This window comes from Erwinia typographi (genome assembly GCF_000773975.1).
GTDB classification, from domain to species: domain Bacteria; phylum Pseudomonadota; class Gammaproteobacteria; order Enterobacterales; family Enterobacteriaceae; genus Erwinia; species Erwinia typographi.
In genome coordinates this window covers 132,714-154,803 of the sequence record NZ_JRUQ01000027.1, presented here as the reverse complement: position 1 = coordinate 154,803, position 22,090 = coordinate 132,714, and the positions used below count along the sequence as shown (strand labels likewise).

Genomic DNA, 22,090 nt, shown 5'->3' with positions numbered 1-22,090 from the left:
CTGCCGGAAATGGCAGGCGCATTATGCGATGAATAAATAAGGTGGGAAGTTCAAAGGTAAAAATCAGGAATGGGGCTCGACGAATTTATATATTCATTAATCCGGTAGCTCGCCTGGCTCTGAGTAAATCGATAGTGGTCAGGAATGGTGTCTGCTCTTGCCAGGTGAATCCTTTACGGTCGATGCGCACCAGTTCATAGCGTTCCACCAGGAAATTCACCGCATCAGCAAGTGTGATACCCGCCTCGATATGTTCCTGGATGGCTGAATCATCATGGAATGGTGTGTCGTTGAGCGTAAGACTGTAATGGTGTTCCAGTAGGTACGTTAACAGTTGCTGCCAGACCTGAACGGGCGACAGGCGTGGCGAAACCGGCACCGTGGCCGGTACAGTTGTGGTTTGCATGAGTTGAGTCCCTGATAAAGGAAGAGGAAGGTGTTACCTGGTTACGGCTGACTGGGGATAAATAGCGATGTAAACGTAGCCATGAGAGCCGAGAGTGTCAGCTTCATAAGTGAGTCCGTTGTGATGCAGAGTGACGGAGTGCTGACTGCGGGGATCAAGCTCTCCAGTGGTGAGCATCCGCTCTAGCTGTTTCATTATTAGTGGAAACGCCTGGTCCAGGCGCAATGTTTCATCGTCACTGAATGAGCCATTAAACTCAGCCCGGTCAGCCAGGAAGTAGAGACGGTTGCCTTCCTGAACCAGGCGAGCGCCGAAGCACGGCGTGATATTACGTATTAATCCCCACTGAAGGCAGGATGCGCTCTCCGCTGATGTGCCGGATAAGGTGGTCGAATGCATTAACATATTCCTTAATGATTGAGAGAGATGATTAATTCATCGTCACGCTGCGAAGGATGGCATATGGTCCTGCCCGGTCCTGACGACGCTCAACAAAAACAGCGAGTACCCCGCTGATATCCTGAACTTCACGTCCGTAGTAATGGCAGACACTACCATGCCACCGGTAGTGACCTGTACAGAAGGCGGATAGCCTGGAATCGGGATGCTGACGATAAATATTCATTGCCTGGCGCTTACTGATGATTTTCATTCTGCACCTCACAACCAGCCACATTCAGCAAAAGACACCACTTCGCTCCCGACCACAAGATGATCCAGCACACGCACTTCCACCAGAGCCAAGGCTTTAACAATCCGCTGAGTGACATGTTTATCCTGCTGGCTGATTTCTGTCGTACCCGAAGGGTGGTTATGGGCCAGAATTACCGCAGCGGCGTTGTGCTTCAGGGCTGACTTCACCACTTCGCGAGGATGCACTTCGGTATGGCTTAGCGTGCCGGTAAACAGTGTTTCTCGCTCCAGCAGGCAATGCTGATTGTCGAGATACATCACGATGAAAACTTCCCGCTCCTGGTGAGCCATTTGTAGCTGAAGCCAGGTCTTGGTGAAGCAGGTAGAGGTAAAAGATTCATTCCGCTGGCGCTGATACTTTTCCAGCAGTCGTAACGCCCGACGGATAACGCGTTGCTCATTTGGCAGGAATACCGGGGATAAATTAAGTGCGGACATAATTGCTCCTTAAAATAAATTGCCCCGTCGGCTTAGTGGCAGGGCATAAAGAGATGGATGGTAAAAAGTTTCATGAAGCGAGGTGCAGCATATTCTCCGCCATCACCCACAGCGCACGATTGAGCTTCACATCACCGTCGATACCTTTCACTGCTCGAGTGTGAGCGCGTTTACCCTGGGTAGTTCGCCCCGACAGCCCACCTTTAATCAGGTTTTCCTGAATGCGCTGATAAGTGGTCCACAGGTCGTTACTTTCATCCTGCCAGCGGCGCGGGGAAAGGATCTGCGATTCCGTCACCGGCTGATGCTCTTCACCAAAGCGATAGGTTAATGCTGCTTTCGCCATCGCCTGCTGTGCGGGTGGCGGTAACATCAACGACTGCATGGCATCGCGCTTCTCTTCTACGCGGTCAAATATCCCCAGTACTTCGTAAGCCCCTTCTATGACTTTCTCTACTACGTTGCCTTTATGTGGAACACGAACTTCACCAAAACTCTCACCGCAAATCAGCCCATTTTGGCAAACCGCTCTGAATAACCCCGGTAGCATCTGATATGAACTGGAGCCGTCATGGCTGTTAAGCAGAATTATTTCCGGAACCTGTTTGCCCGTAATCTGGCCTTCACGACGCAGGCGCAGCATGTGTTTCGTATGCTCTCGTTTACTCTGGTCGCGGACTCTGGTCTGGCACGCGAAGAATGGCTGGAAGCCCTCGCGTTGCAGGTTATCGAGCAGGGAAATAGTTGGAATGTAGGTGTACCTGTCACTGCGGGATTCATGCTTTTCTTCGCTAAAAACACTCGGCACATAATGCGCCAGTTCGTCGCGGGTTAACGGACGGTCACGGCGTACGAGGTTAACCGCACCAAAGCGGCTGGCTAATCGGGTCATAAAAAACTCCTGTGAAAAATCGGCATAAAAAAGGCCACCCCGAAGGATGGCCCTGACTGTTATTAATGAGTCTGATTAGGTCGCTGGTGGCAACGTGGGTTGCAGGGCTGGTTCCACATCAGGCGGCACCGGTTCTGCTGAGCCGTGCCTTTCGGCCCGGTATAGCTGGAGCTGCGCCAGTAACGGTGCTTTCCGTGACTGGAGATAACCCAGGCACCATTCCCTTCTGACAACCAGTCTCACCGGCACGGGCAGAAGTTCATAAGCCCTACTGAACACCGACTCGATAAAAATATCGTCACTAAGTTTATCTTCGGCAATATTCAGCAACCCATTGATGACGATACTGTCGAGCAATCGCTTATATCGAGTAGTACGGGATTCTGGCCCTTCTGTCGTTTGCTCACTGACATTTTCTTCTACCTGCTCAACCGGGTTATCAGTGGAGGAGACATTTCGCCGCATACTCACTTTCTCTTTCAGTCCCTTGAGTTTCCCCTGGGTATTTTCAGACATATTGCTTTTATCCTCCGAGCTCACTGGACGGGTGTTCAGGCAAGCGTGGCGAGTTTTTTAATGATACGTATCAGACTCAGTGTGGTGAGGCTGGCTCCCAGAGCTTTAACCGCAACAGAATTGCTGCGCATCAATGTCACACCGGCAACACTCAAAACAAGTTGCCAGGTACAGCCCACAGTTAGTGGCGTTTCCTGCTGTAATGTTTTTCCCACTGAACCTCCATTAGTTGAATGCCGAATAAAAAGTTATCTCACTGATAAGGTTATTTATAACCATTGGGAACCCACTGGCCCTGCTTACGGATATCAGTAATGATGTCTCCCTGGTTGACCGAAATTGTGCGCCAACCCGGCTCTTTGCTGGAGGCATTACCGTAGGTGTATCCCACTGTCATAGTGAGTGCTTCACCCGTCGTGGTGGTTAAATCTGCTTCATATGCCGCTTCGGTATTTTGTTTACGGATGAAACGCACGGTATTAATGGCACGACAACGCAGACTACTTTTGGCATGTTCAAATGAGTTATCCGCCATCTGGCAACCTTCAGATTTAATTTCATCCGTCAGGCTTGTCGAAGCATTAAAGTTTTTAGGGGCAGGAACGAAATTAGCCATATCGCTATGCATTGTTGGAGGATCTGTCTGAAGTACAAGATAAACAGGACAATCTGATTTTCCGACTTCACAGGCTTTTGCGACGTACTCACGTACCAGCCAGCCTTTATTGCCGAAATACTCAGCACCGCTCTCGTCTTTACATTGTGACCACGTAGCTTTTTGTCCCATCATCACGCCATCTACCAGGACACAGGTGACGGCCTTTACAGGTTTTCCGTCCCAGCGAACAGCATCATAGGGCTGAATGCCTGTATGATTCACATCAAGCGTATAAGCCTGCGGATTCTTCGCTATCCGGTCATTTGCCTGTTTCAGCTGATTACTCCCTTCCTGAGTCAAAAAGAAGGTATAGCGTTCGGGATGTATGTCGCCGTGAATTGTCATTGCAGACGAGACCAAAGGAATAAACAGTGCTGCGGAGCTGAGAGATAAAACAACGAGTTTACGCATAAGGTTTCCTTTCAGTTAATTAATGATTAATACAGTCCTGCCATGTGGTATCAGCCAGCGCCTCATTCAGCCCTTTGGCGCTGAATTTATTAGAGATAGCGGCATTCATAGAGGTCATTTTTATTACATCTTTTTAACTTGTCGCTTTTAACGCAGTAAAGGCCGTTTCGTTCAGAGGATGGTTCGTACCATTGATACTGACGCCAGGCTCAGAAAACCCTGTTTGTGACGAGACGCGGTAATCCTCTGCAGGCACGCTGTAAGCAAGAGCCAGCTTTCCGCTTGTGCAGGTCAGTGTGAGCACTTCGCCGGAAGCATTTTGAGTATTGAGTTCAAACTCCATGGCACTGATGTTCCCGTACCAGTCACCCCATTGCTGGTCAGCCTGTACGGCGCTGGCACTGTGGCTAAGCAGCACTAATCCAGCCAGAGTTGCGTAATGGTTTCTGAGCATTTGGTTTCCTTTCCTGATGATTTAAATACAAAAAAGCCCGCTTCCGTTTTAAGGGAAGCAGGCTGATCGTATTCATTAAATGAGCTAGCGGATAATCGTTAATACAGATCAGTTTCAGGAAATTGATCGTTTTAATCTATAAAAATAATGATCGATTCATAAAAATTGATAGTTAAAAACTATCACAGTGGTTTGTATCGATCGGTACTGCAGATCAATGTGCTAGCACCAATGCGGTTAGCATGAATCGGAGTGCCAGCATGCGGATGATATAGGTTGGAAATATTCTAGATTAAGCTGGAGTTATTAACTAAGATCATATTTATATTAATAACCTCATCCGGTCTTAAAGATGAAATAGCTAGTAAGGTATCATGTCACACAAGGAGGGAGGCTCATCATTTTTATTCTCATTTCCATCTTCGTTATTTTCTACAGGAATAATTTCTTTTTTAATCAGACTTTCATTGATTGCTTCGATCAATGTTTTTTTATGAGGTGGTTCCACATCCGGTAGAATTGATACGGTAGGCGTGACACAGTCAATAACACCATGGCTATCCAATTCATTATTTTTAGAAACTGCTATTGTTTTTTGTCGACCTTGAGATTGTGACTTAACTTTTCCCCTGTAGTTCGATGACTCCCATGCCTTTTTTAAACGGGTAATAAATTTCATATCTTGATGATAGAAGGACGTATAAATACAGCGCAACGCTAAATATTTTTCAGTTGTTGTAGATGGCCTAAAAAGGCTAAGAAAATGAGGATTGTGAATATATCCATTAATAGCAGAACTGAATAAACCATGCAATAAATCAGGAGATGCAGAGTTTTCTTTAATGTATTTATCCTGCATTCTCTTTATAGAACCATTAAGGATTCCGATTTTATCCTTATTGATATACTTCCATGTCCAGTTTATTTTGTTTTTATCATTTTTTTGAATGGTAACTTATTTATTAAGTGACTGTGTTTGTTCCATTCATCCCTTATATCAGACATGATAGATAATTTAACTGACAAATCATAAGGAAATCTGTCAAAGAAGTCCTCTATGCATTCAATACGTTCACGATGACTGTCAGGATAATGGTTTTTGACAAGATAATAATACGATGTTCTGAAATGGACGATGAGATCCTGGGGGTTTGTAGTGTTTACAAGATATTTATTCCTATTACTCAACCCTCTGACAAATAGCCATGCAAAATAGCATGCATCGTTGCACCGTTTGAACCAACTGAACTCTTTTGATGGCAATAAGGCCTCTTTTGCTTTCTTAAAATTATAGACATATGAGAGCAGTGCGTCTGACTCATTATAAAGAATATAAAAGGCTTCATTGATCGCCTGTGCTGCTAAAAAAGAGTCTTCACCATAAATGTGGTTTTGATTAAATGCCTTTATTCCTTTTGATTGTCGGTAGTTTTCAATAGCGGCATTATTTCCTTCACGCCATAAAAACAACCTAACATCACGTTTCGTTTTTATATCTATCCATATTTCTTCGTTCATGATGAGTTATCCTTTTTAACTTAAGTTGAAATTATTCTGAAAGGATAAATCATAGTGTAAAACATAGCAATATTCGTAGATAAAACGTAGGCATAAAAATCCATATAGAACCTATTACAAGGCACTTTTCACATGAAAAACTGGGCTTCCTCTTCTGCAGGATTGCAGATGAAATCCATTACGTGCAAACAGGTCGACTAAGAATCCGTGAGATATACGGAGCATGTCTTGTACTGTGACTAAAAGCCTAAACAGAGTGAATACGGTAACCATATGTAAAACCGTACATACGCAGCCTATGACATGAAAGGATGCCGCCCGGTGTCCTCCTGATACATCTCCGGAGACTTTCATGAGCTTAATTGATATTCACAACGACCAGATGGTTGATATGGCATTTATTGTCCGCTTTACTGGTATGTCTGATAAATGGTTTTATAAGCAGATTCAGGAAGGAAAGTTCCCGAAGCCAATTAAAATGGGACGTAGTTCTCGTTGGCTGGAAAGCGAAGTGGTAATGTGGTTTAAAGAGAAAATTAACCAATCCCGTACTGAGTAACATTTTACCTTTATACCCTGCTGCAATAGTCACTAACTTTATACATGCCATTTTATCTTGCTAGCCTTACTCTTCCTGGATAAATTCCTTATTTCAATTAAGGTTCTTATTTTATTGAATTGATGTTGTCATTAATCATAACTGACATCATAGCAGGTAAGACAATCATTAATTACTTCACCCATTAGGCAAAAGAAAGATTCATGTGTGTATAAACGCATATAACTCTTAAAGCCACAATCACTCCGATGTATTGTGGCTCTATTTTGGATATGAATAAAATGAGTATATCAGACGATATCTTTCTTAGTTGTGCTGAGATCCATAACGAAAATAATTCAATGCTAATATCCATAACAGACAACAGTATTAACATTGAAAAACTCCACCACGTATATACGTTACTGAAAAAGATAATACGCCAAAAGACATTACCATTTACAACCCGACTTAATAGCTCTGGATATAAACAAACCAGTAGTACTCTTGCTGTGTTGAAGGTTATACATCTGCTTGACCAGATACCTGATATATTCCTTCAGTTTCGTAAGCTTCATCCATTAATCACCTTTTTCCAGCAAGTACGTAAACGGTATGATTTTTATTGCAGAATTTACAATGGCGCAATCATCAATTCAGATGCGACTAATACCGCTATGATGTTGAATCAGCTTGTAACTGAATATCGTGATGAAGTAAATAATTCTGCTTTTAGGCAAGACCTCAGAAAATACCAAAGAAATTCAATGAAGAACTTGAAAGGGGTGACGAATTATATCCAGCATCTTTTTAATAATCATGCACGACTGCTGGTTCTCCGCCTGGACCTATCATGGGCGAAAATGCACTCAGGCAGCATTACGCCAGAAATAGCAAAACAACAACGTCAGCAACTGCTTCGCAACATGAAAAGAAAACGATTGTTCAAACATGTACTGGGCATGGTGTGGAAGCTGGAATATGGACCTGACAGAGGTTTCCATTACCACACGCTGTTCTTCCTTGATGGTAATAAAGCCCGCAGCGATATCAGTCTCTGTAAACAGTTTGGTGAGTACTGGACGTCGGTTATTACAGAAGGCAAAGGCACTTACTTCAACTGTAATGCACAGCCTGAGCGTTATGTGAAATCAGGTATAGGGATGGTGAAGCATGACGATATCGTTAAGCAGGAAGGACTACAGTGTGCTGTGGGGTATCTAACCAAGATAGATACGTTCGCTCGTCTGGCATTACCTGGCAACATGAGAACCTTTGGCAGGGGTGAAGTGAAAACACTCAACAAAGCTGGCAGACCCGGCAGGAATCGTGCTCAACCTTCGTAGCCTCTACAGGCCACATAACGACATAATGCCAGCAGCTCTTGCTGGCATTTTTCATTTCATCAGGAGTTTAATTATGTATGAACCTGTCTATGCGCCCTGTGCCATCACCTATCATGGCGAATGGGTCGTACCGGAAACGGTGGTACAAGAGGATTACGATATCCTGTTCTGCGAATGTTGCAGACTGAAAATCAGCGTTGTTATTGATGAACTTACAGGAGTAAAAAGCTTTGTTCATACGCCACTGCGTCTGGAGACTGCAAAATTACTTACAACTTGCCCCTACAGCAAATCTGCTAATAATTTAGCCATCGGGAGTAAACCTCCAAAACAGACGCTACGTGTACAATTCGCTCCTCTACAACCTGCGAACTCCCGCCAGCTTCCCTGCAAAACGACTAAGCAGAATTGGCATTGCTGCTGGTGCCATATCTGTTGGAATGGTGAAAAGGTATGCCCGCAATGTGAAGATTGGATCTATGCCATTAGTGCCTAGTTCTTACCATCTGAGTTTTGGCGCTGCGACTTAAAGATCTATAACCCATTATTTAAATGTGGGATATTTGAACAATCTTGGCGAATGCGATAAAACATCAACTGGAAGACAATCACAAAGGTGAAGTCAATGGAAAGGAAGCAACAGCCAAAGGTCTGCGTACATCTTCTTGATAAAGAAAAACCGTATTACTTTTCGCCTGAGCAACAAAAATCCACGCCACCCAACTTTTTCCAGCACTCACTTAAACTCGCCAGGGATAACCGCAATTACATTGCGACCTGCTGCTGTGATCCAGCTCAGGAACTTAAGCTTTATGTCAGAAGCAACAAAGGCTCCGGTCTATTTACTCTCTGTCGTAACCCAAACACCGGTCCTCGGCACAAACCATCCTGCTCATACTACTCTCGTATAAATACTGATGGTGGTGCAAAAGCATATTCATCAGCGGCTGTCAGGGAAGAGGAGGACGGAACCCTTCGTATCGGATTAGATTTTTCGTTACGCGTATCGACGGCGGACCCTGAACGAGCTGCTCCAGCTGCAATGCATCCTCCAAGGGAAAGAAAGCAAGTCAAACGCCTTAGGAAAATGAAGATGCTAGGTCTTCTTCATTTGCTTTGGGAGAACACAGGATTAAATGAATGGGCCCCATGGCTTGAAGGCAAGAGAAGGCTTACAACAGTCATGACCCGTTTGCAAAAAGAAGCCAGCAGCATTAAACAAGGCCGCACAGTTCTGGCCGATGTTCTATTGCTACAAGGGAACGAGCACGCCAATAAGAAGGCTGTAAGTTATGCCTGCGCGAACAGTCGCCGTCTGATCGCTATCTCAGAACTTAATGCATGGTCTCCAACTATGAATGTTGGCAATAATCTGCCTCTAGCAGGAACAACGAAGAGCAGTCCTCCTGCCGGGATGCCTTATCTAACCATCGATAGTTCACGTTGGGAAAGGTCCTTAGCCAGATTTCCACGTGATGTAGCATGGTGGCAGCGTGGCGGTAAAATCATCGCTATTGCTGTCACCGACGTACCTGTAAAAAAAATAGCTGAAAAGTCTGGCCAGGAATATTTTTCCGCAAGTGTTCGTCAGGTTGTTTTTATGATGGTTAGTGAACGATGGATCCCACTCGATTCATCTTACGAAGGGATCATTGAAGAAAAGCTAGCCAAGGAACGACGCCAGTTTATCAAGCCATTGATTTATGATTCAGCGGAAGATCAGTATCATCCCGATGTCATACTCACGGATGTCAATGCTGCAGACTTCGTTCCTCTCGAAGTATGGGGGCGTGATACTGAGGATTATTTACAGCATAGGGCTGTGAAAGAAAAATGGTATCAGCAGGAGTTTGGCGACTCCTGGTGGTCATGGGACGCAGTAAGGGATCCGAGAGGCGAAGAAATATCGACCTTTCCACAACGAAAAAAACATTACGAATCCAAGTATCCATTAGAAGAAAGGGAAACCAAGTGTTAAATGCCATTCTGGAGGGGAAAGCGGGCAGAATAACGCTCAATGAAGGGATACCGCAAAGCTGGCGAACAGTTTTTCAGTCCTATGAAGATTTACTGACTGCAGCAATCTGGAGCCGCATTAACTATTTGTCACCTGCCGCAATGGAACATTTTTTTTCAGCATTACTGGGAATAAACGGGGAAAGTTGGGGAGCATTTGAGTCCATCAATTTCTGGCCCAAATATGTTTTTCCTAATCCAGTTGATGAAAACATGAAGCTTTATTTTTCTGGTCAGGAACGGTTCGCTGAGCCCGATGTGGTGATCACATTCGAACATATTGCACTGATCGTTGAAGTTAAACCACCGGCTGGTGGTATGCAATATCAGCAGCAATGGCGAAAAGAACTTTATACCTATTTACATGATGATGACGCCAAAAATACTGTCCATTTTCTCGCTCTGGGCAATTTGCCTAGAACAACAGCAAACTGGTTTATTGAATTGAAAGCAGAGTTTCCGCAAGTGGATTTTCATGGCATGGAATGGCACAAGCTCAGAGAAATATTCCAGCACTCAGAATGGGAAGCTCCGCAAGATAAGCGCATCGTTGCTGATTGCCTGAAAGCGCTCACGCTCTATGGCATCCGAGAACCACTGCTTCCCTGGCAACAATTCCATCAATTTCTGGCAGATACACCGCTGCCCTCTGAATACTCATTTTTGAAGGAACAATAAATGACGCACGATCCTTTTGCTCAAGTCCGCCAGGCTCATCGCATTTGTGGGGCGTATTACCAACAAATACTACCGATGCTCAATGAAGTTGCGCAGAAAATGGGAACATCATTTTTGCTATGGGATACATGGAGTTTCAGTAAGCCTCCTCGTCGCAGATCTAATCCACTGGAGAGTTGGAGGTGGGACTATTTGCCGATGATGGATGTTTCATTTGTATTTAGTAAACAGGAACAACCCAATTCACCGATGTCGATAAGCGACTATGTGCTGGATTTTAAACTGGTTACAGACAGTGAACTGGAGTATGACCAGCGCGTGTTGATGTACCCTAAAGACGAAGAGCCTTTGGCAACTAAGCTGAAAACACCGGCTGAAGAAACCAAAAGCTATCTGAATATTTATCTCTTTTCTGCCGTGAACGATGATGCAACATACTCATCACCAGAAGAAATGTGGAACAACTATGATGGCTATCCTGATGTTAATTCAAAGAGACAGTTTTCTGACGATAACCGAATCCAAGGTATCGGGTTTTCAGTGCCGCTGGTGGAGATTGCTAATGACAAGGGTGTGAATATGCTGGTGGAAAGGATTTCTGAAAATAGGGAATATCTTTTGGTACGGCGAGATTCCGACTGTGCCCATACCTCAGATACCCATCAGACTTACGACTAAGTAGCATTCAGTCTTGATAGGTGTTTATACGGGTAGCAACGCGACCGTCTTTACAACTAATTGCAAAAACCACAAAGATTCTAAATGAGCGATATCCAACTGTTCCGGTATGGCCCTTCCGGGGTAAGCGAGCTTTCAGGTAAAGCAGCTACAATTGAAAAAGAGCTACAATCCCTTATAGAAGCAAACATGGAAGCCTTTCTAGGCGTGCGTTTCCTTGCCAGCGAATACAGCACTGGTAAAACTCACCGTGGCAGAATCGACTCTCTTGGGTTAGATGAGAATAACTGCCCAGTAATTGTCGAGTATAAACGTCATAGCAACGAAAATGTCATTAACCAAGGGCTTTTCTACCTAGATTGGCTACAGGATCATCAGGCAGAATTTCGCTGGTTGGTGATGGATAAGCTAGGCAAGGAGACAGCAGAATGCATTGATTGGTTAGGTACTCGCCTGCTTTGCATTGCGGCAGATTTTAACAAATACGATCAGCACGCTGTACAGCAGATCAATCGAAATATCAGCTTGATACGTTATAAACTTTTTTCCGAAGACCTACTAATGTTTGAATTGGTTAATGCAATAACGGAAAAAATGTTACAACCGACGATGTTTGAAGATGTTCAGTCCAATAAACAGGCCAAGTTGGTTGAGACGGCTGCAACTGAACGCCACGATTTACATCAGAATCGGATTGCCATGGCATCACCCAAACTGCTAACTCTATACCAAGAAGTTTGTGACTACTCTGAATCGCTTGGGGATGATGTTCAACGTAAAGAATTGAAGTTTTATACAGCCTTCCAAAAAATAAAGAATTTTGTGAGCCTTCAAATTTGGGCACCACAGCGTGACCCTCAGCTTCGCCTTTATTTAAAACTCAACCCGAGAGAAGTCGAATTATCACAAGGGTTCATCCATGATGTTACTGATAAAGGGCACTGGGGCACGGGAAACCTAGAAATTATCATACGGACTAAGGATGATCTAGATAAAGCTAAACTTTTAATTGAAAGGTCGTATCAAGAAAATTGATCTATTGTTGGGACTATTGTTAATAGTCCCAACAATAATTCATATATTCTTTTACATAAATAACCGATATGCATATGCATTACTAGGTAATGTCGGAACATTCGCAATCGTCCTGGCTAGCCTTTGAGAATATCTAATCGTTACAGGTACAGGGTCATACAACGCGTCATTATTCCAGTCCATTTTTGTTAATGCCAGTGCTTCCAGAGACATAATCTCTAAAGGGCCTCCTCCTGCAAAGCGCGTTAAGCTAATAGGGCGAGGGATACTTTTTCCTCCTTGATAATAATCCCTTTTTGAAGACGCCTGAGGTGCATTTCCAGCCACCCAGACTAAAGCTGATGAACCAGAGCGTTGCAACATAACTCCTCGAGGAACTGGATATCCATCAGGTACACTTAGAATTGTGTCCGAACTCCCTTGCTTTAGCCAAACCCCACGCCAACCAGGGCTACTTGAAACTTCAATGCATTCAACTTCCTGTACAGCCGATAATGCATCAAGCGCACCGTTTAGCTCATCTTGTTTAAATGATGTCGTTTTATGAACAACGAGGCGACGTGGCAACATGCCGCCATTTCGACTCTGATAAAGGTTGAGGCTCCGAGCTAATACAGCTCGCATGTCATTACGGCTCAAAAAAGGATTATGCTTGGCTTCTTCAACATCTATTACTGGATCCTTGGCTTCAAATGCAACGAATTGCATTCCCCCACCATCCGCATCAAATACTTGAGAACAGCATGTTACATATTGTGCATTCTTTGGATCTCCGCGTAAGGCATATGCAATGCCGATATAGGCAGTATTTTTAGGAACGCCTGGAATAGGTGCAAGTTTCCATGGAACACCTCCAGCTTTAACATATAACGCAATCGACAGACGCCATGCCAGCGAAGCTCTAGCCCCAAATGTGAACACCCGATCATTAATTACTTGGGTGGGTATGCCAAACGTTGCCCCTAATGCTTTAAGTGCATCGTGTGCATCAAATCCAGAGGCACGAAATGCACTTTGCCACGCATCGGGCAGATGTACTAAAACAACGTCAAATTGATCCCGAACCAAGTCTAATCGGCAGACCCCATCATTTAATGCGTACATTAACCTTGTATGAGGCAAACCCTCAGAACTAAGTTCAGATACGTTATCGGCTAATCGAATATGCGCAGCTTTAACTGGAGCTGCGACAAGGGGCACACCAAAGACTCTTTCAAATCCACGAAAATTGGGTACATATTCTTTACGATCGTTCGGAATATGATGAGAGCGTAATGTATCGACCAGTGAGCGTAAATTATTCCATCCACTCGCTGGTCCAATTGTCGCAATGCGTAAAGCCGGAGTGTAAGTAGGAAATACAGAACTGCTATAGGCTCCGTGACTGTCAAGTCCTCGTAATGGATTAACTTCCAAATTATTATCTTCCGGGTCAAAAGACAACAATGGTTCATCTAATAAAGTAAATGGTGGTAACTTTGAAACATTGTAATCTTTTTTCATCGACCACCTCTTAAAAAATAATCATGTTCATGGCTAGGACGACTCCAGGCAGTTATCGGAGACAATTGGAACTCTGCATCCAAACCATTTTCTTGTTTTAAACCGAGAGCTTGGACATATCCATCTTCTTTTCCTGCTAATATACTTGCCCACTCAGCGATTATTCTGGACCAGATTTGATTATACCGTCTTGCCCATCGCTCCCTTTGCCAGTCCAAAGAGGGATTTGCGGTTTTCGATGAATTTCCGGAGAAAGGAGTTGATATTAAATTACCCAAGTTATTTTTAAGTTCAGAATAAGGTAATTCAACATTAGTGAACGGTTCAAAAATACACCACCAACCACTACTCATCCTATCAAACCTGAGTTGTACTCCTTCGCTAAATGGGTAATTACACCCAGGAACTAAGCCTGTCAACTCAGTAGAATATGCCTGCCGAAGCCCTGAAAGTTGCTGTTTTCGCCAAGCTGTGTGTTCAGGAGTGTCGTCTATCCGATCCATTGAAATAATTAAGGAGTGTCCTCTACTGCGTAATCGTGGCTTTAATGGTTTTTTTCTGCATAAAGCACGAAGGAATGCCTCATAAAGCAGTCCAGATGCCCAAGTATCTTTTTCAGGATTTAATTCAATAGTGCCTTTAAGACATCCTCCCATAGAAGCAAACACGCGTGATAATTCTTTATCATCGCCAAAGGCGACAACTTCACTGCCTCGGCTGGCAACTATAGCCTTAATCTTTGCCTCACGAATTAGCTTTCTTGCATGAGCTGATGTAATTTTTGTATTGATACTTATAAGCCGAGCATGTGTTGGCATGGTGAGGATTGGAATAGCTGAACATCTCAACACAGGAAATTTGCGTTGTTCACGAATAGGTAGAGGAACATTTTGCAATATAGATCCGGCGCGAGATGTTTGAATGTGCTGCCTTAATGCCACCGGCAAATCAATTGCATTGGCAATGTCACCAGCCAATTCATCAAAAGTTGATGATTCAACTATATGTGCAGAGATTTTTAGTTCTAATGCTTTATTAATGAATTCTTTTACTGCTGGCAGAATTGTACTTGCTGTAGGTGTTACCCAATATATCCCTCCGGGAAATGCATTAGCTTGACTCAGTGCGTCCGTAAGTGCTTGCATCACGGATGCATCACGCCCGCTGTAACCGAGGATAACAAGTCCAAAGCGTGAACAAACAGTAGTCAAAATCGACCTCATTCGGGCATCTTGTTCTCTAAGCTCATCTGAAGTGTTTTTTAGTTCAACTGAACGAAAGTCGCCATGGATTTTCGCCAGTAATGGCCAATTGGATTCTTTAACACAACGTTCAGCACGTCCTGCATTATCAGTTGCAGCGTCAGTTAATACCGCCCGTTGGGTAGTATCAATTAATTGGCTTGCCACTGTCGTAGCCGTTTCGATCAAGTGATCAAAATTGGTTGTGAAAATACAAGGGATGCGCCCTGTCGTTAGAAGAGATCCGATGACCTTGTGCGCAAACGAGGGGGAACCTTGCTTCACCGCATTTTCAATATATAAACGGCGCTCTTCCTGAGTAGGATAAACTGCCTCAAAAGCAGCAGCATATTCAGTTGGATCTCCTGAAGGGGGAAGTACTGGATGAGTTTTGAAAAAAAGATTGATTCTATCGATCCAAAGGGAGTCATTGCCATCGACTTCTTGCGTTTTTAAGCCGGTTAACTGGCAGAATAATCGCTTCTTAAAGTCCAAGATCATCGAATAACCGGTTGGAATTCCGGCAGATGCAGACGCTCCAGCCCCAAGAAACCATGCAAATCGTTCTGGTTTCAAAGCGAAGGCATTAACAAATTGAAGCCCCGTCAAAGTTTGACTCATCTGCAGTTCCCCTTCGCGTAAGTTGTATAGGTGAAGTTCTAAGCCGACTAAGAATGGATACTAACAGTATCAATTTAATGAACTTAATCTATAGCTGCTATACCAAAGCTCGCGTATATCTCACAAAAATTGAGCGATAACCTGTGATAACATCCACAGATATCTTGTTGTATCCATTGCATAAGGCAACGATTTAATGGAGCAGTCTCGCAATTTTGAAATGCTACGCAGTCAGTGGCCTGATTTAGCAAGCCTTGCGACCGCAGCAGAACAGTACGTCCATTCGGATCCAGAAAGTTGCTTAGTTAAGCTACGCAACTATGATGAGCAAATTGTCCGCTGGATCTATCGACAGGAACGACTTCCTGAAGGCTTCAAAGCTAGCTTGTATGATCTGATGAATGCTTCTGTATTTACTAGCATCATGCCTGAAGCAATTTTAATGAAAATGGACGCCCTGCGCATTCATGGCAATCGCGCAGCTCATGGCAGCACCATTAAAGCTCAGGATGCATACTGGTTGTTAAAAGAAGCATTTCTATTAGGGCTATGGCTTTACGTTCGTTACGCTCAGGGGAATGTTGATGACTGCCAACCTTTTGCTCTACCTCCATTGTCTGATGCTCTAAATACTTCAGTTAATCTTACTGAACAGCAAAAACGTTTAGATACGGCGATCAAAGATCTTGATAGTGCTCGCGAGCGGGAAATTGCGCTTCAGCGCGCATTGCAAAAAGAGCAGGAAAAAACAGAAATACTTGAACAACGTCTGCATGAAGTAAAAGATCGTAACCAGCAAGTTGCTGACATTCTATCACTTGATGAAGCTGAAACTCGCCGCCACCTGATTGACTCACGCCTCATTGCTGCAGGCTGGGATGTAGCTCCCGACGCTGCCAATACTGAACAGGTATCTCAGGAGCATCCTGTTAAAGAACAACCAACGACATCAGGCAACGGATTTGCAGATTATGTACTGTGGGATGATAGCCACAAACCGATTGCCGTAGTTGAAGCAAAAAAAACTAAAGTCAGTCCAGATAAAGGTCGGACACAAGCCAGACTATATGCTGATTGGCTGGAGAAAGAATACGGCCAACGTCCTGTTATTTTTTACACCAATGGTTACGATATTTATCTGTGGGATGACCATAAAACTCAGGGCTACCCGCCACGCAAAGTATTCGGTTTCTACAGTAAAAAAAGCCTGCAATATCTGATTCAACAACGCGAAACCCGCTTACCACTGAATGAAGTTCCTCACGCCAGAGACAGTAAAGGTGAGCTTGTCGCTGGCCGCTTGTATCAACAAGAGACCCTTGCGAGGGTGAGTGAACGTTTTACACAGAAATATCGTCAGTCGCTCATTGTACAAGCTACTGGCACGGGAAAAACTCGAGTTGCTATCGCTTTAAGCAAACTAATGATTGATGCCCGCTGGGTGAAGCGTGTGTTGTTCCTTTGTGACCGTAGAGAACTACGTAAGCAGGCAGGGAACGCGTTTAAACAATACATCAGTGACCCTATGTATGTCGTTGGCGTATCTCCAAAGAAAGATATGCTTAATGCCCGTGTCTATATAGCGACCTATCCAGGGATGATGAACATCATGGATCGCTTTGATGTTGGTTATTTCGATCTCATTATTGCTGATGAATCACACCGTTCCATCTATAACGTATACGGTGATTTGTTCAAATATTTTGATGCGTTACAGGTAGGTCTGACAGCGACCCCTATTGATATGGTCAGCAAAACTACTTTCGGGTTGTTTGGCTGTGAAGGGCGCATTCCTACGGCCAACTACAGCCTGGAAGATGCAATTGCAGACAACAATCTGGTGCCATATGAAGTTGTCACCCACACTACACAGTTTTTACGTGAGGGAATCAGGCGCGATAACTTAAGCGATGCTCAGATACGTGAACTAGAAGAACAGAATATTGATCCCAATACACTGGAATTTGATAGCAAAGCCATCGATGATCGGATCTATAACCGAGACACTAACCGGCTAATTTTACGTAATCTGATGGAAAATGGCATCAAAGATAAAGACGGCCAGCTTCCCGGCAAATCAATTATATTCGCCAGAGGGCACGACCATGCCATCTTGTTGAGAGATCTATTTGATGAAATGTACCCGCAGTTTGCTGGCCGCTTTTGTCAGGTTATTGATAATCAGGAAACCAGGTCGGAGCAGCTGATAGAAGATTTTAAAGGGTTGGATGAAAGTACCAACAAAGAGCTTATCATCGCAATTTCGGTTGATATGTTGGATACCGGCATCGATGTACCAGAAATCGTCAACTTGGTTTTTGCAAAACCCGTTAAATCGAAAGTGAAGTTCTGGCAAATGATTGGCCGTGGAACACGTTTAGCTAAAGGTCTGTATGGCGTTGATGAGAATGGAAAATCGCTGGATAAAGAGAAATTCCGCATCTTTGATCACTGGGGTAACTTCGAGTATCACGAACTAAACACCGAGGAAGCCGAGGTTACAGCCAGTAAGCCCTTAGCGCAGAAACGTTTTGAGGCATGGATTGAGCTAGGCCGGGCAGCATTACGAAAGTTTGATAAACAAGCAGTTAATCGAGTAGCCGCACAACTATTGGTACAAATAAATGCTCTGGATGATAAATCCATAGCAGTGCAAGAAAGATGGCAGCAAAAAGCACAATGTAGCGATGAAAGGCTCTTGCAACAATTTGCCCCACAGACCCAACAGGTATTAATCGATTTTATTGCGCCACTAATGCAATGGGTAGATGTACGCGGCCAAAGCGACGCGATGCGTTTCGATATGGATATGCTAGCTGCACAAACAGTCCGTTACACCAACATGGAAGAACTTGATGTACTCTGGCCTACCGTAGTTGAAAAGCTAGAAAGGCTCCCCCCTCATTTAGTGCAGGTACAGCAACAAGGGGCTCGCATAAACAATTTGCGAGAACTTTCTTGGTGGAAACAAGCTAGTTTTGATGATTTTGAAGATATGCGTATCCATTTGCGTGGCATCATGCATCTGATGGAAAAAGAAGTCATACCCCAAGTTGGGGCGCTCACGGTAGATGTTACTGAGGATGTAACTCAGATAGAAACCGGCATCAGGAAAACACAAGTTAGAACTGTGGATTTCAGACTTTGGCGTCAACAGGTTCAAGGGGCACTGGAACCATTATTCCAGCAAAATCCCGTGCTCAAGAAAATTCGCCGTGGTGAACCAGTGACACCTGAAGAGCTAGACGAATTGGTAAAACTTGTGCTAATTCAAAACCCCAACGTCGATATTCGCGATCTGCAAAGCTTCTTTCCTCAGGCAACTGCCAGTCTGGATAAGCTGTTGCGAACGATTATCGGTATGGATGGGCAAGCTGTTAACGAACGCTTCGCTATGTTTGCATCTGAAAATCACCTTAACAGCCAGCAGATTCGTTTCCTGGAGATGCTCAAAAATCATATCCGTGATTACGGTACTATCGAGATGAAACAGCTCTTCGAACAGCCATTTACCCAGATACATGGTGAAGGTGTCACCGGAATCTTCCCGGATATGCAGCAGATCGTGACATTGCAAAAAATCGTAGAAGAGTTGGGTGTAGTCATTCCGTCACCGGCGCTATAATGCTCCCATTCAAGCCTCGTACATCCTGGGGCTTTCTCTTTTCAGAGCTGCCATCGGTAGCGATAAACGTGAATTAAAGAAGCCTTATGATCACAAGAGAACTAAAAAGCAGCATTGATAACTTATGGGAAGATTTTTGGGTTGGTGGCATCACTAACCCCCTGACGGTGATCGAGCAAATCACTTACCTGATGTACTCCCGGATGCTCGACAGCCTTGAGCTGAAGGACGAAAAGCGTAAGCAACTGACAAAAATCGATTTCAAGCCACGCTTTGCCCCTGAACAACAAGAGTTTCGTTTCAGCCAGTACAGCAATTTAGGTGCCGATGAAATGATGGAAGTGGTCCGTGACGGTGTATTCCAGCATTTTCGGACATTAGGCAGCAGTGATTCACTTTTGGGCAACTTTATGAAAGATGCCCGTCTGGAGATAGTGAAACCGTCACTATTGACCAAAGCAGTAGAGATGATCAAAAACTTGCCGTTGGATCGTGGTGATACCAAGGGTGATTTGTATGAATACCTACTCAGCAAACTCACAACCGCGGGCATTAATGGTCAGTTTCGTACACCCCGCCACATTATCCGCGCCATAGTAGAGATGATGGAGCCTAATCCTGCGCGCAATGAAACAGTCTGTGACCCAGCTTGCGGGACTGGTGGTTTTCTGGTAACTAGCTATGAGTATCTTCTCGAAAAATACAGCTCCTTAGAGTCAATTCATAGTGAATTAGGTGTGAACGAACATGGTGAGCTGGAAGAACAGAAAATATTTACTGGTGATCTTCTAACAGCATATCGTGTCCATGTAGATCAGAATATGTTCCATGGATACGACTTTGACACCACAATGCTACGCATCGCTGCAATGAATCTAATTATGCATGGTGTTGAACAGCCGGATATTCATTATCAAGACACCATGAGTCAAAGCTTCAGCGATAATTTTCCGCAGGCGAGTAAGAATGCGTTTAACTTGATACTGGCAAACCCACCGTTTACAGGTTCTTTGGACGAAGAAGACATTGATCCTTATCTGCTAGCAACAGTTAAAACAAAAAAAACCGAACTACTATTTTTAGCGCGTATTCTGCAAATGCTGAAGGTTGGTGGTCGCAGCGCAACTATCGTGCCTCAAGGCGTACTTTTTGGTTCCAGTAAAGCCCACCAGTCTCTGCGTAAGACACTAGTGGAAGATAACCAGCTAGAAGCTATTATCAATCTACCTTCAGGTGTGTTTAAACCTTACGCTGGAGTGGCAACAGCGATCTTGATATTCACTAAAGGCGGGCAAACGGACAACGTCTGGTTCTATGATCTTCAAAACGATGGCTATAGTTTGGATGATAAACGTAATCCAATAAAAAATAATGATTTACCCCATCTTATTGCGAGCTGGAAACATTATCGCCAAACCCAAAGCCTACCTACAGATAACTTTATAGGGAATAGATTTTCAGCCCTACTAAGAGAACAGTATCCTAATGGTATTGATATTTCCAACGATTATCGTGATCGGAAAAAATCACCATTTATAGTGAAAAAAGCAGATATTATCTCCGAAAAATACGACTTCTCAATAAATCGCTATAAGGAAGTCGTTCATGAAGCACAATTTCTAGAAGATCCAAAAATAATTTTCCTACGACTAAAAAAATTAGAGAAAGATATTTTGGCTGATCTTGAGGCGCTGGAGAAATTGCTATGAGCTACGTTACATTTAAATTAGACAATATAGCAGAAATCAATCCTCGCTTACCTAAAGGAATAAATGAAGAACAAGTTGTAAGCTTTATTTCAATGGCTTCCGTTAGTGAGGCGGGAAAAATAATATCTCAAGAAAAGAAAACTATCAAAAGCCTCAAAAAAGGATTTACATATTTTGAACGCGGTGATGTTTTATTAGCAAAAATAACACCATGCTTTGAAAATGGTAAAGCCACTTATGTAGAAAATATTGATTCTCAAATTGGTTTCGGCTCAACAGAATTTCATGTACTCCGGCCTAATACAGAGCTAGTTAACCCTAAATATCTCTTCTACTTAGTTTGGAACGAGAAATTTAGATTTTTAGCAGAAAAAAAAATGACAGGCAGTGCGGGACAAAAAAGGGTTCCTGTAGATTATTTACGCAACTATGAAGTAAAACTTCCGACCCTCGAGCAGCAAGATTTAATAGTAAAAACGCTGGATAAGTCTTATGAAATTAAAAGGAAACGCATTGAGGCAGTCAAAATTCAGCAGGAGTTATTAAATGCGATTTTTTTCAAAATGTTTGGTGATCCAATCATCAATAATAAAAACTGGAATACCAAACCTCTAGGTGATGTAATAAAATTATCCAGCGGTACAGGCCTCATTGCTAAAGCAATGGATCAAGATGGAATATACCCTGTATATGGAGGAAATGGAATTACAGGTTATCATTCAGAATACATGTTCAGCGATCCGCAATTAACAATTGGACGTGTGGGCGTATATTGCGGAAAAATTCATATAACGAAACCTAACTCATGGGTTACTGATAATGCATTGTATGTTAAAAAATATTTATGTGATACGAATATTCATTATCTTTCACAATTGCTGGAAATATTAAACCTAAATCAATTTGCAGGAAGAGCCGCTCAACCCTTAGTTTCAGGAAGTAGAATTTATCCTATAGAGGCTATTTTTCCGCCTATTGAGGAGCAGAATAAATTTGAACATATTAAGAAGGAAATATTATTTACTTATGAAGTTATAAACTCTAGCCAAAACAGTATTGAAGAATTTATAGGCTCATTATCTAGGTCAATAGCTTGAACATTTATTAAACACTA

23 protein-coding genes are annotated in these 22,090 nt (G+C 43.4%); 10 read left to right on the top strand and 13 right to left on the bottom strand.

The genetic code is table 11. The features are described 5' to 3' along the window. Positions 1 to 85: 85 nt before the first annotated feature. From NG99_RS08020 to NG99_RS27520, 11 genes are all read right to left on the bottom strand, one after another. Positions 86 to 406, bottom strand: coding sequence for a TA system toxin CbtA family protein (locus NG99_RS08020; protein WP_034890589.1), 321 nt, complete (start codon positions 404 to 406; stop codon positions 86 to 88). Positions 407 to 439: 33 nt separating this feature from the next. After that, the gene (locus NG99_RS08015; protein ID WP_034890586.1) at positions 440 to 805 is read right to left on the bottom strand and encodes a type IV toxin-antitoxin system YeeU family antitoxin; all 366 of its coding nucleotides are present in this window, start codon (positions 803 to 805) and stop codon (positions 440 to 442) included. Between the two features lie 31 nt (positions 806 to 836). After that, positions 837 to 1,058 (bottom strand): DUF987 domain-containing protein, encoded by a 222-nt coding sequence (locus tag NG99_RS28125; RefSeq protein ID WP_072017561.1) that lies wholly within the window; start codon positions 1,056 to 1,058, stop codon positions 837 to 839. 8 nt (positions 1,059 to 1,066) lie between these two features. Further along, positions 1,067 to 1,537, bottom strand: a complete 471-nt coding sequence (gene radC / locus NG99_RS08010) for a RadC family protein (protein ID WP_034890583.1) — start codon at positions 1,535 to 1,537, stop codon at positions 1,067 to 1,069. Positions 1,538 to 1,607: 70 nt separating this feature from the next. Then, positions 1,608 to 2,429, bottom strand: coding sequence for a DUF932 domain-containing protein (locus NG99_RS08005; RefSeq protein ID WP_034890580.1), 822 nt, complete (start codon positions 2,427 to 2,429; stop codon positions 1,608 to 1,610). A 75-nt stretch (positions 2,430 to 2,504) separates the two neighbouring features. Continuing rightward, positions 2,505 to 2,945 (bottom strand): hypothetical protein, encoded by a 441-nt coding sequence (locus tag NG99_RS08000; RefSeq protein WP_034890577.1) that lies wholly within the window; start codon positions 2,943 to 2,945, stop codon positions 2,505 to 2,507. A 35-nt stretch (positions 2,946 to 2,980) separates the two neighbouring features. After that, complete coding sequence (locus tag NG99_RS28120; RefSeq protein ID WP_057533538.1) at positions 2,981 to 3,160, bottom strand: hypothetical protein; 180 nt, start codon at positions 3,158 to 3,160, stop codon at positions 2,981 to 2,983. 50 nt (positions 3,161 to 3,210) lie between these two features. Beyond that, positions 3,211 to 4,014 carry a hypothetical protein gene (locus NG99_RS07995; RefSeq protein ID WP_034890574.1) on the bottom strand — a complete coding sequence of 268 codons (804 nt, stop codon included), beginning with the start codon at positions 4,012 to 4,014 and terminating at the stop codon, positions 3,211 to 3,213. A gap of 133 nt (positions 4,015 to 4,147) precedes the next feature. Beyond that, the gene (locus tag NG99_RS07990) at positions 4,148 to 4,468 is read right to left on the bottom strand and encodes a hypothetical protein (RefSeq protein ID WP_034890573.1); all 321 of its coding nucleotides are present in this window, start codon (positions 4,466 to 4,468) and stop codon (positions 4,148 to 4,150) included. Positions 4,469 to 4,829: 361 nt separating this feature from the next. After that, positions 4,830 to 5,327: a hypothetical protein gene (locus NG99_RS29175; protein WP_157032585.1), complete on the bottom strand. Its 498-nt coding sequence runs from the start codon at positions 5,325 to 5,327 to the stop codon at positions 4,830 to 4,832. 62 nt (positions 5,328 to 5,389) lie between these two features. Then, complete coding sequence (locus NG99_RS27520) at positions 5,390 to 5,986, bottom strand: hypothetical protein (protein WP_052130616.1); 597 nt, start codon at positions 5,984 to 5,986, stop codon at positions 5,390 to 5,392. 352 nt (positions 5,987 to 6,338) lie between these two features. Here NG99_RS27520 and NG99_RS07980 point away from each other — a divergent pair, with 352 nt between their 5' ends. From NG99_RS07980 to NG99_RS07955, 7 genes are all read left to right on the top strand, one after another. Further along, positions 6,339 to 6,545: a helix-turn-helix transcriptional regulator gene (locus NG99_RS07980; RefSeq protein ID WP_034890572.1), complete on the top strand. Its 207-nt coding sequence runs from the start codon at positions 6,339 to 6,341 to the stop codon at positions 6,543 to 6,545. 272 nt (positions 6,546 to 6,817) lie between these two features. Then, positions 6,818 to 7,870 carry a YagK/YfjJ domain-containing protein gene (locus NG99_RS07975; protein ID WP_232298241.1) on the top strand — a complete coding sequence of 351 codons (1,053 nt, stop codon included), beginning with the start codon at positions 6,818 to 6,820 and terminating at the stop codon, positions 7,868 to 7,870. Positions 7,871 to 7,943: 73 nt separating this feature from the next. Next, positions 7,944 to 8,366 (top strand): putative zinc ribbon protein, encoded by a 423-nt coding sequence (locus NG99_RS28115; RefSeq protein ID WP_072017560.1) that lies wholly within the window; start codon positions 7,944 to 7,946, stop codon positions 8,364 to 8,366. A 129-nt stretch (positions 8,367 to 8,495) separates the two neighbouring features. Continuing rightward, the gene (locus NG99_RS07970) at positions 8,496 to 9,848 is read left to right on the top strand and encodes a DUF1173 family protein (RefSeq protein ID WP_072017559.1); all 1,353 of its coding nucleotides are present in this window, start codon (positions 8,496 to 8,498) and stop codon (positions 9,846 to 9,848) included. Then, complete coding sequence (locus NG99_RS07965; protein WP_034890569.1) at positions 9,842 to 10,564, top strand: hypothetical protein; 723 nt, start codon at positions 9,842 to 9,844, stop codon at positions 10,562 to 10,564. Before NG99_RS07970 ends, NG99_RS07965 begins: the two co-directional genes overlap by 7 nt. Next, the gene (locus NG99_RS07960; protein WP_052130613.1) at positions 10,565 to 11,242 is read left to right on the top strand and encodes a hypothetical protein; all 678 of its coding nucleotides are present in this window, start codon (positions 10,565 to 10,567) and stop codon (positions 11,240 to 11,242) included. 84 nt (positions 11,243 to 11,326) lie between these two features. Next, positions 11,327 to 12,277, top strand: a complete 951-nt coding sequence (locus tag NG99_RS07955; RefSeq protein ID WP_034890568.1) for a DUF5655 domain-containing protein — start codon at positions 11,327 to 11,329, stop codon at positions 12,275 to 12,277. A 51-nt stretch (positions 12,278 to 12,328) separates the two neighbouring features. Here NG99_RS07955 and NG99_RS28110 read toward each other — a convergent pair whose 3' ends face one another. Next, on the bottom strand, positions 12,329 to 13,780 hold the full coding sequence (locus NG99_RS28110; RefSeq protein WP_072017558.1) for an argonaute/piwi family protein: 1,452 nt from the start codon (positions 13,778 to 13,780) through the stop codon (positions 12,329 to 12,331). Continuing rightward, on the bottom strand, positions 13,777 to 15,642 hold the full coding sequence (locus tag NG99_RS28105) for an SIR2 family NAD-dependent protein deacylase (protein WP_072017557.1): 1,866 nt from the start codon (positions 15,640 to 15,642) through the stop codon (positions 13,777 to 13,779). The genes NG99_RS28110 and NG99_RS28105 overlap by 4 nt, the downstream gene beginning before the upstream one ends. Positions 15,643 to 15,838: 196 nt before the next feature. Here NG99_RS28105 and NG99_RS07945 point away from each other — a divergent pair, with 196 nt between their 5' ends. The 3 genes from NG99_RS07945 (at position 15,839) to NG99_RS27515 (ending at position 22,073) form a co-directional block, all read left to right on the top strand. Continuing rightward, the gene (locus tag NG99_RS07945) at positions 15,839 to 19,267 is read left to right on the top strand and encodes a DEAD/DEAH box helicase family protein (protein ID WP_034890566.1); all 3,429 of its coding nucleotides are present in this window, start codon (positions 15,839 to 15,841) and stop codon (positions 19,265 to 19,267) included. Between the two features lie 86 nt (positions 19,268 to 19,353). Continuing rightward, positions 19,354 to 20,976, top strand: a complete 1,623-nt coding sequence (locus NG99_RS07940) for a type I restriction-modification system subunit M (protein ID WP_034890565.1) — start codon at positions 19,354 to 19,356, stop codon at positions 20,974 to 20,976. Continuing rightward, positions 20,973 to 22,073, top strand: a complete 1,101-nt coding sequence (locus NG99_RS27515) for a restriction endonuclease subunit S (protein ID WP_052130612.1) — start codon at positions 20,973 to 20,975, stop codon at positions 22,071 to 22,073. Before NG99_RS07940 ends, NG99_RS27515 begins: the two co-directional genes overlap by 4 nt. Positions 22,074 to 22,090: the final 17 nt, after the last annotated feature.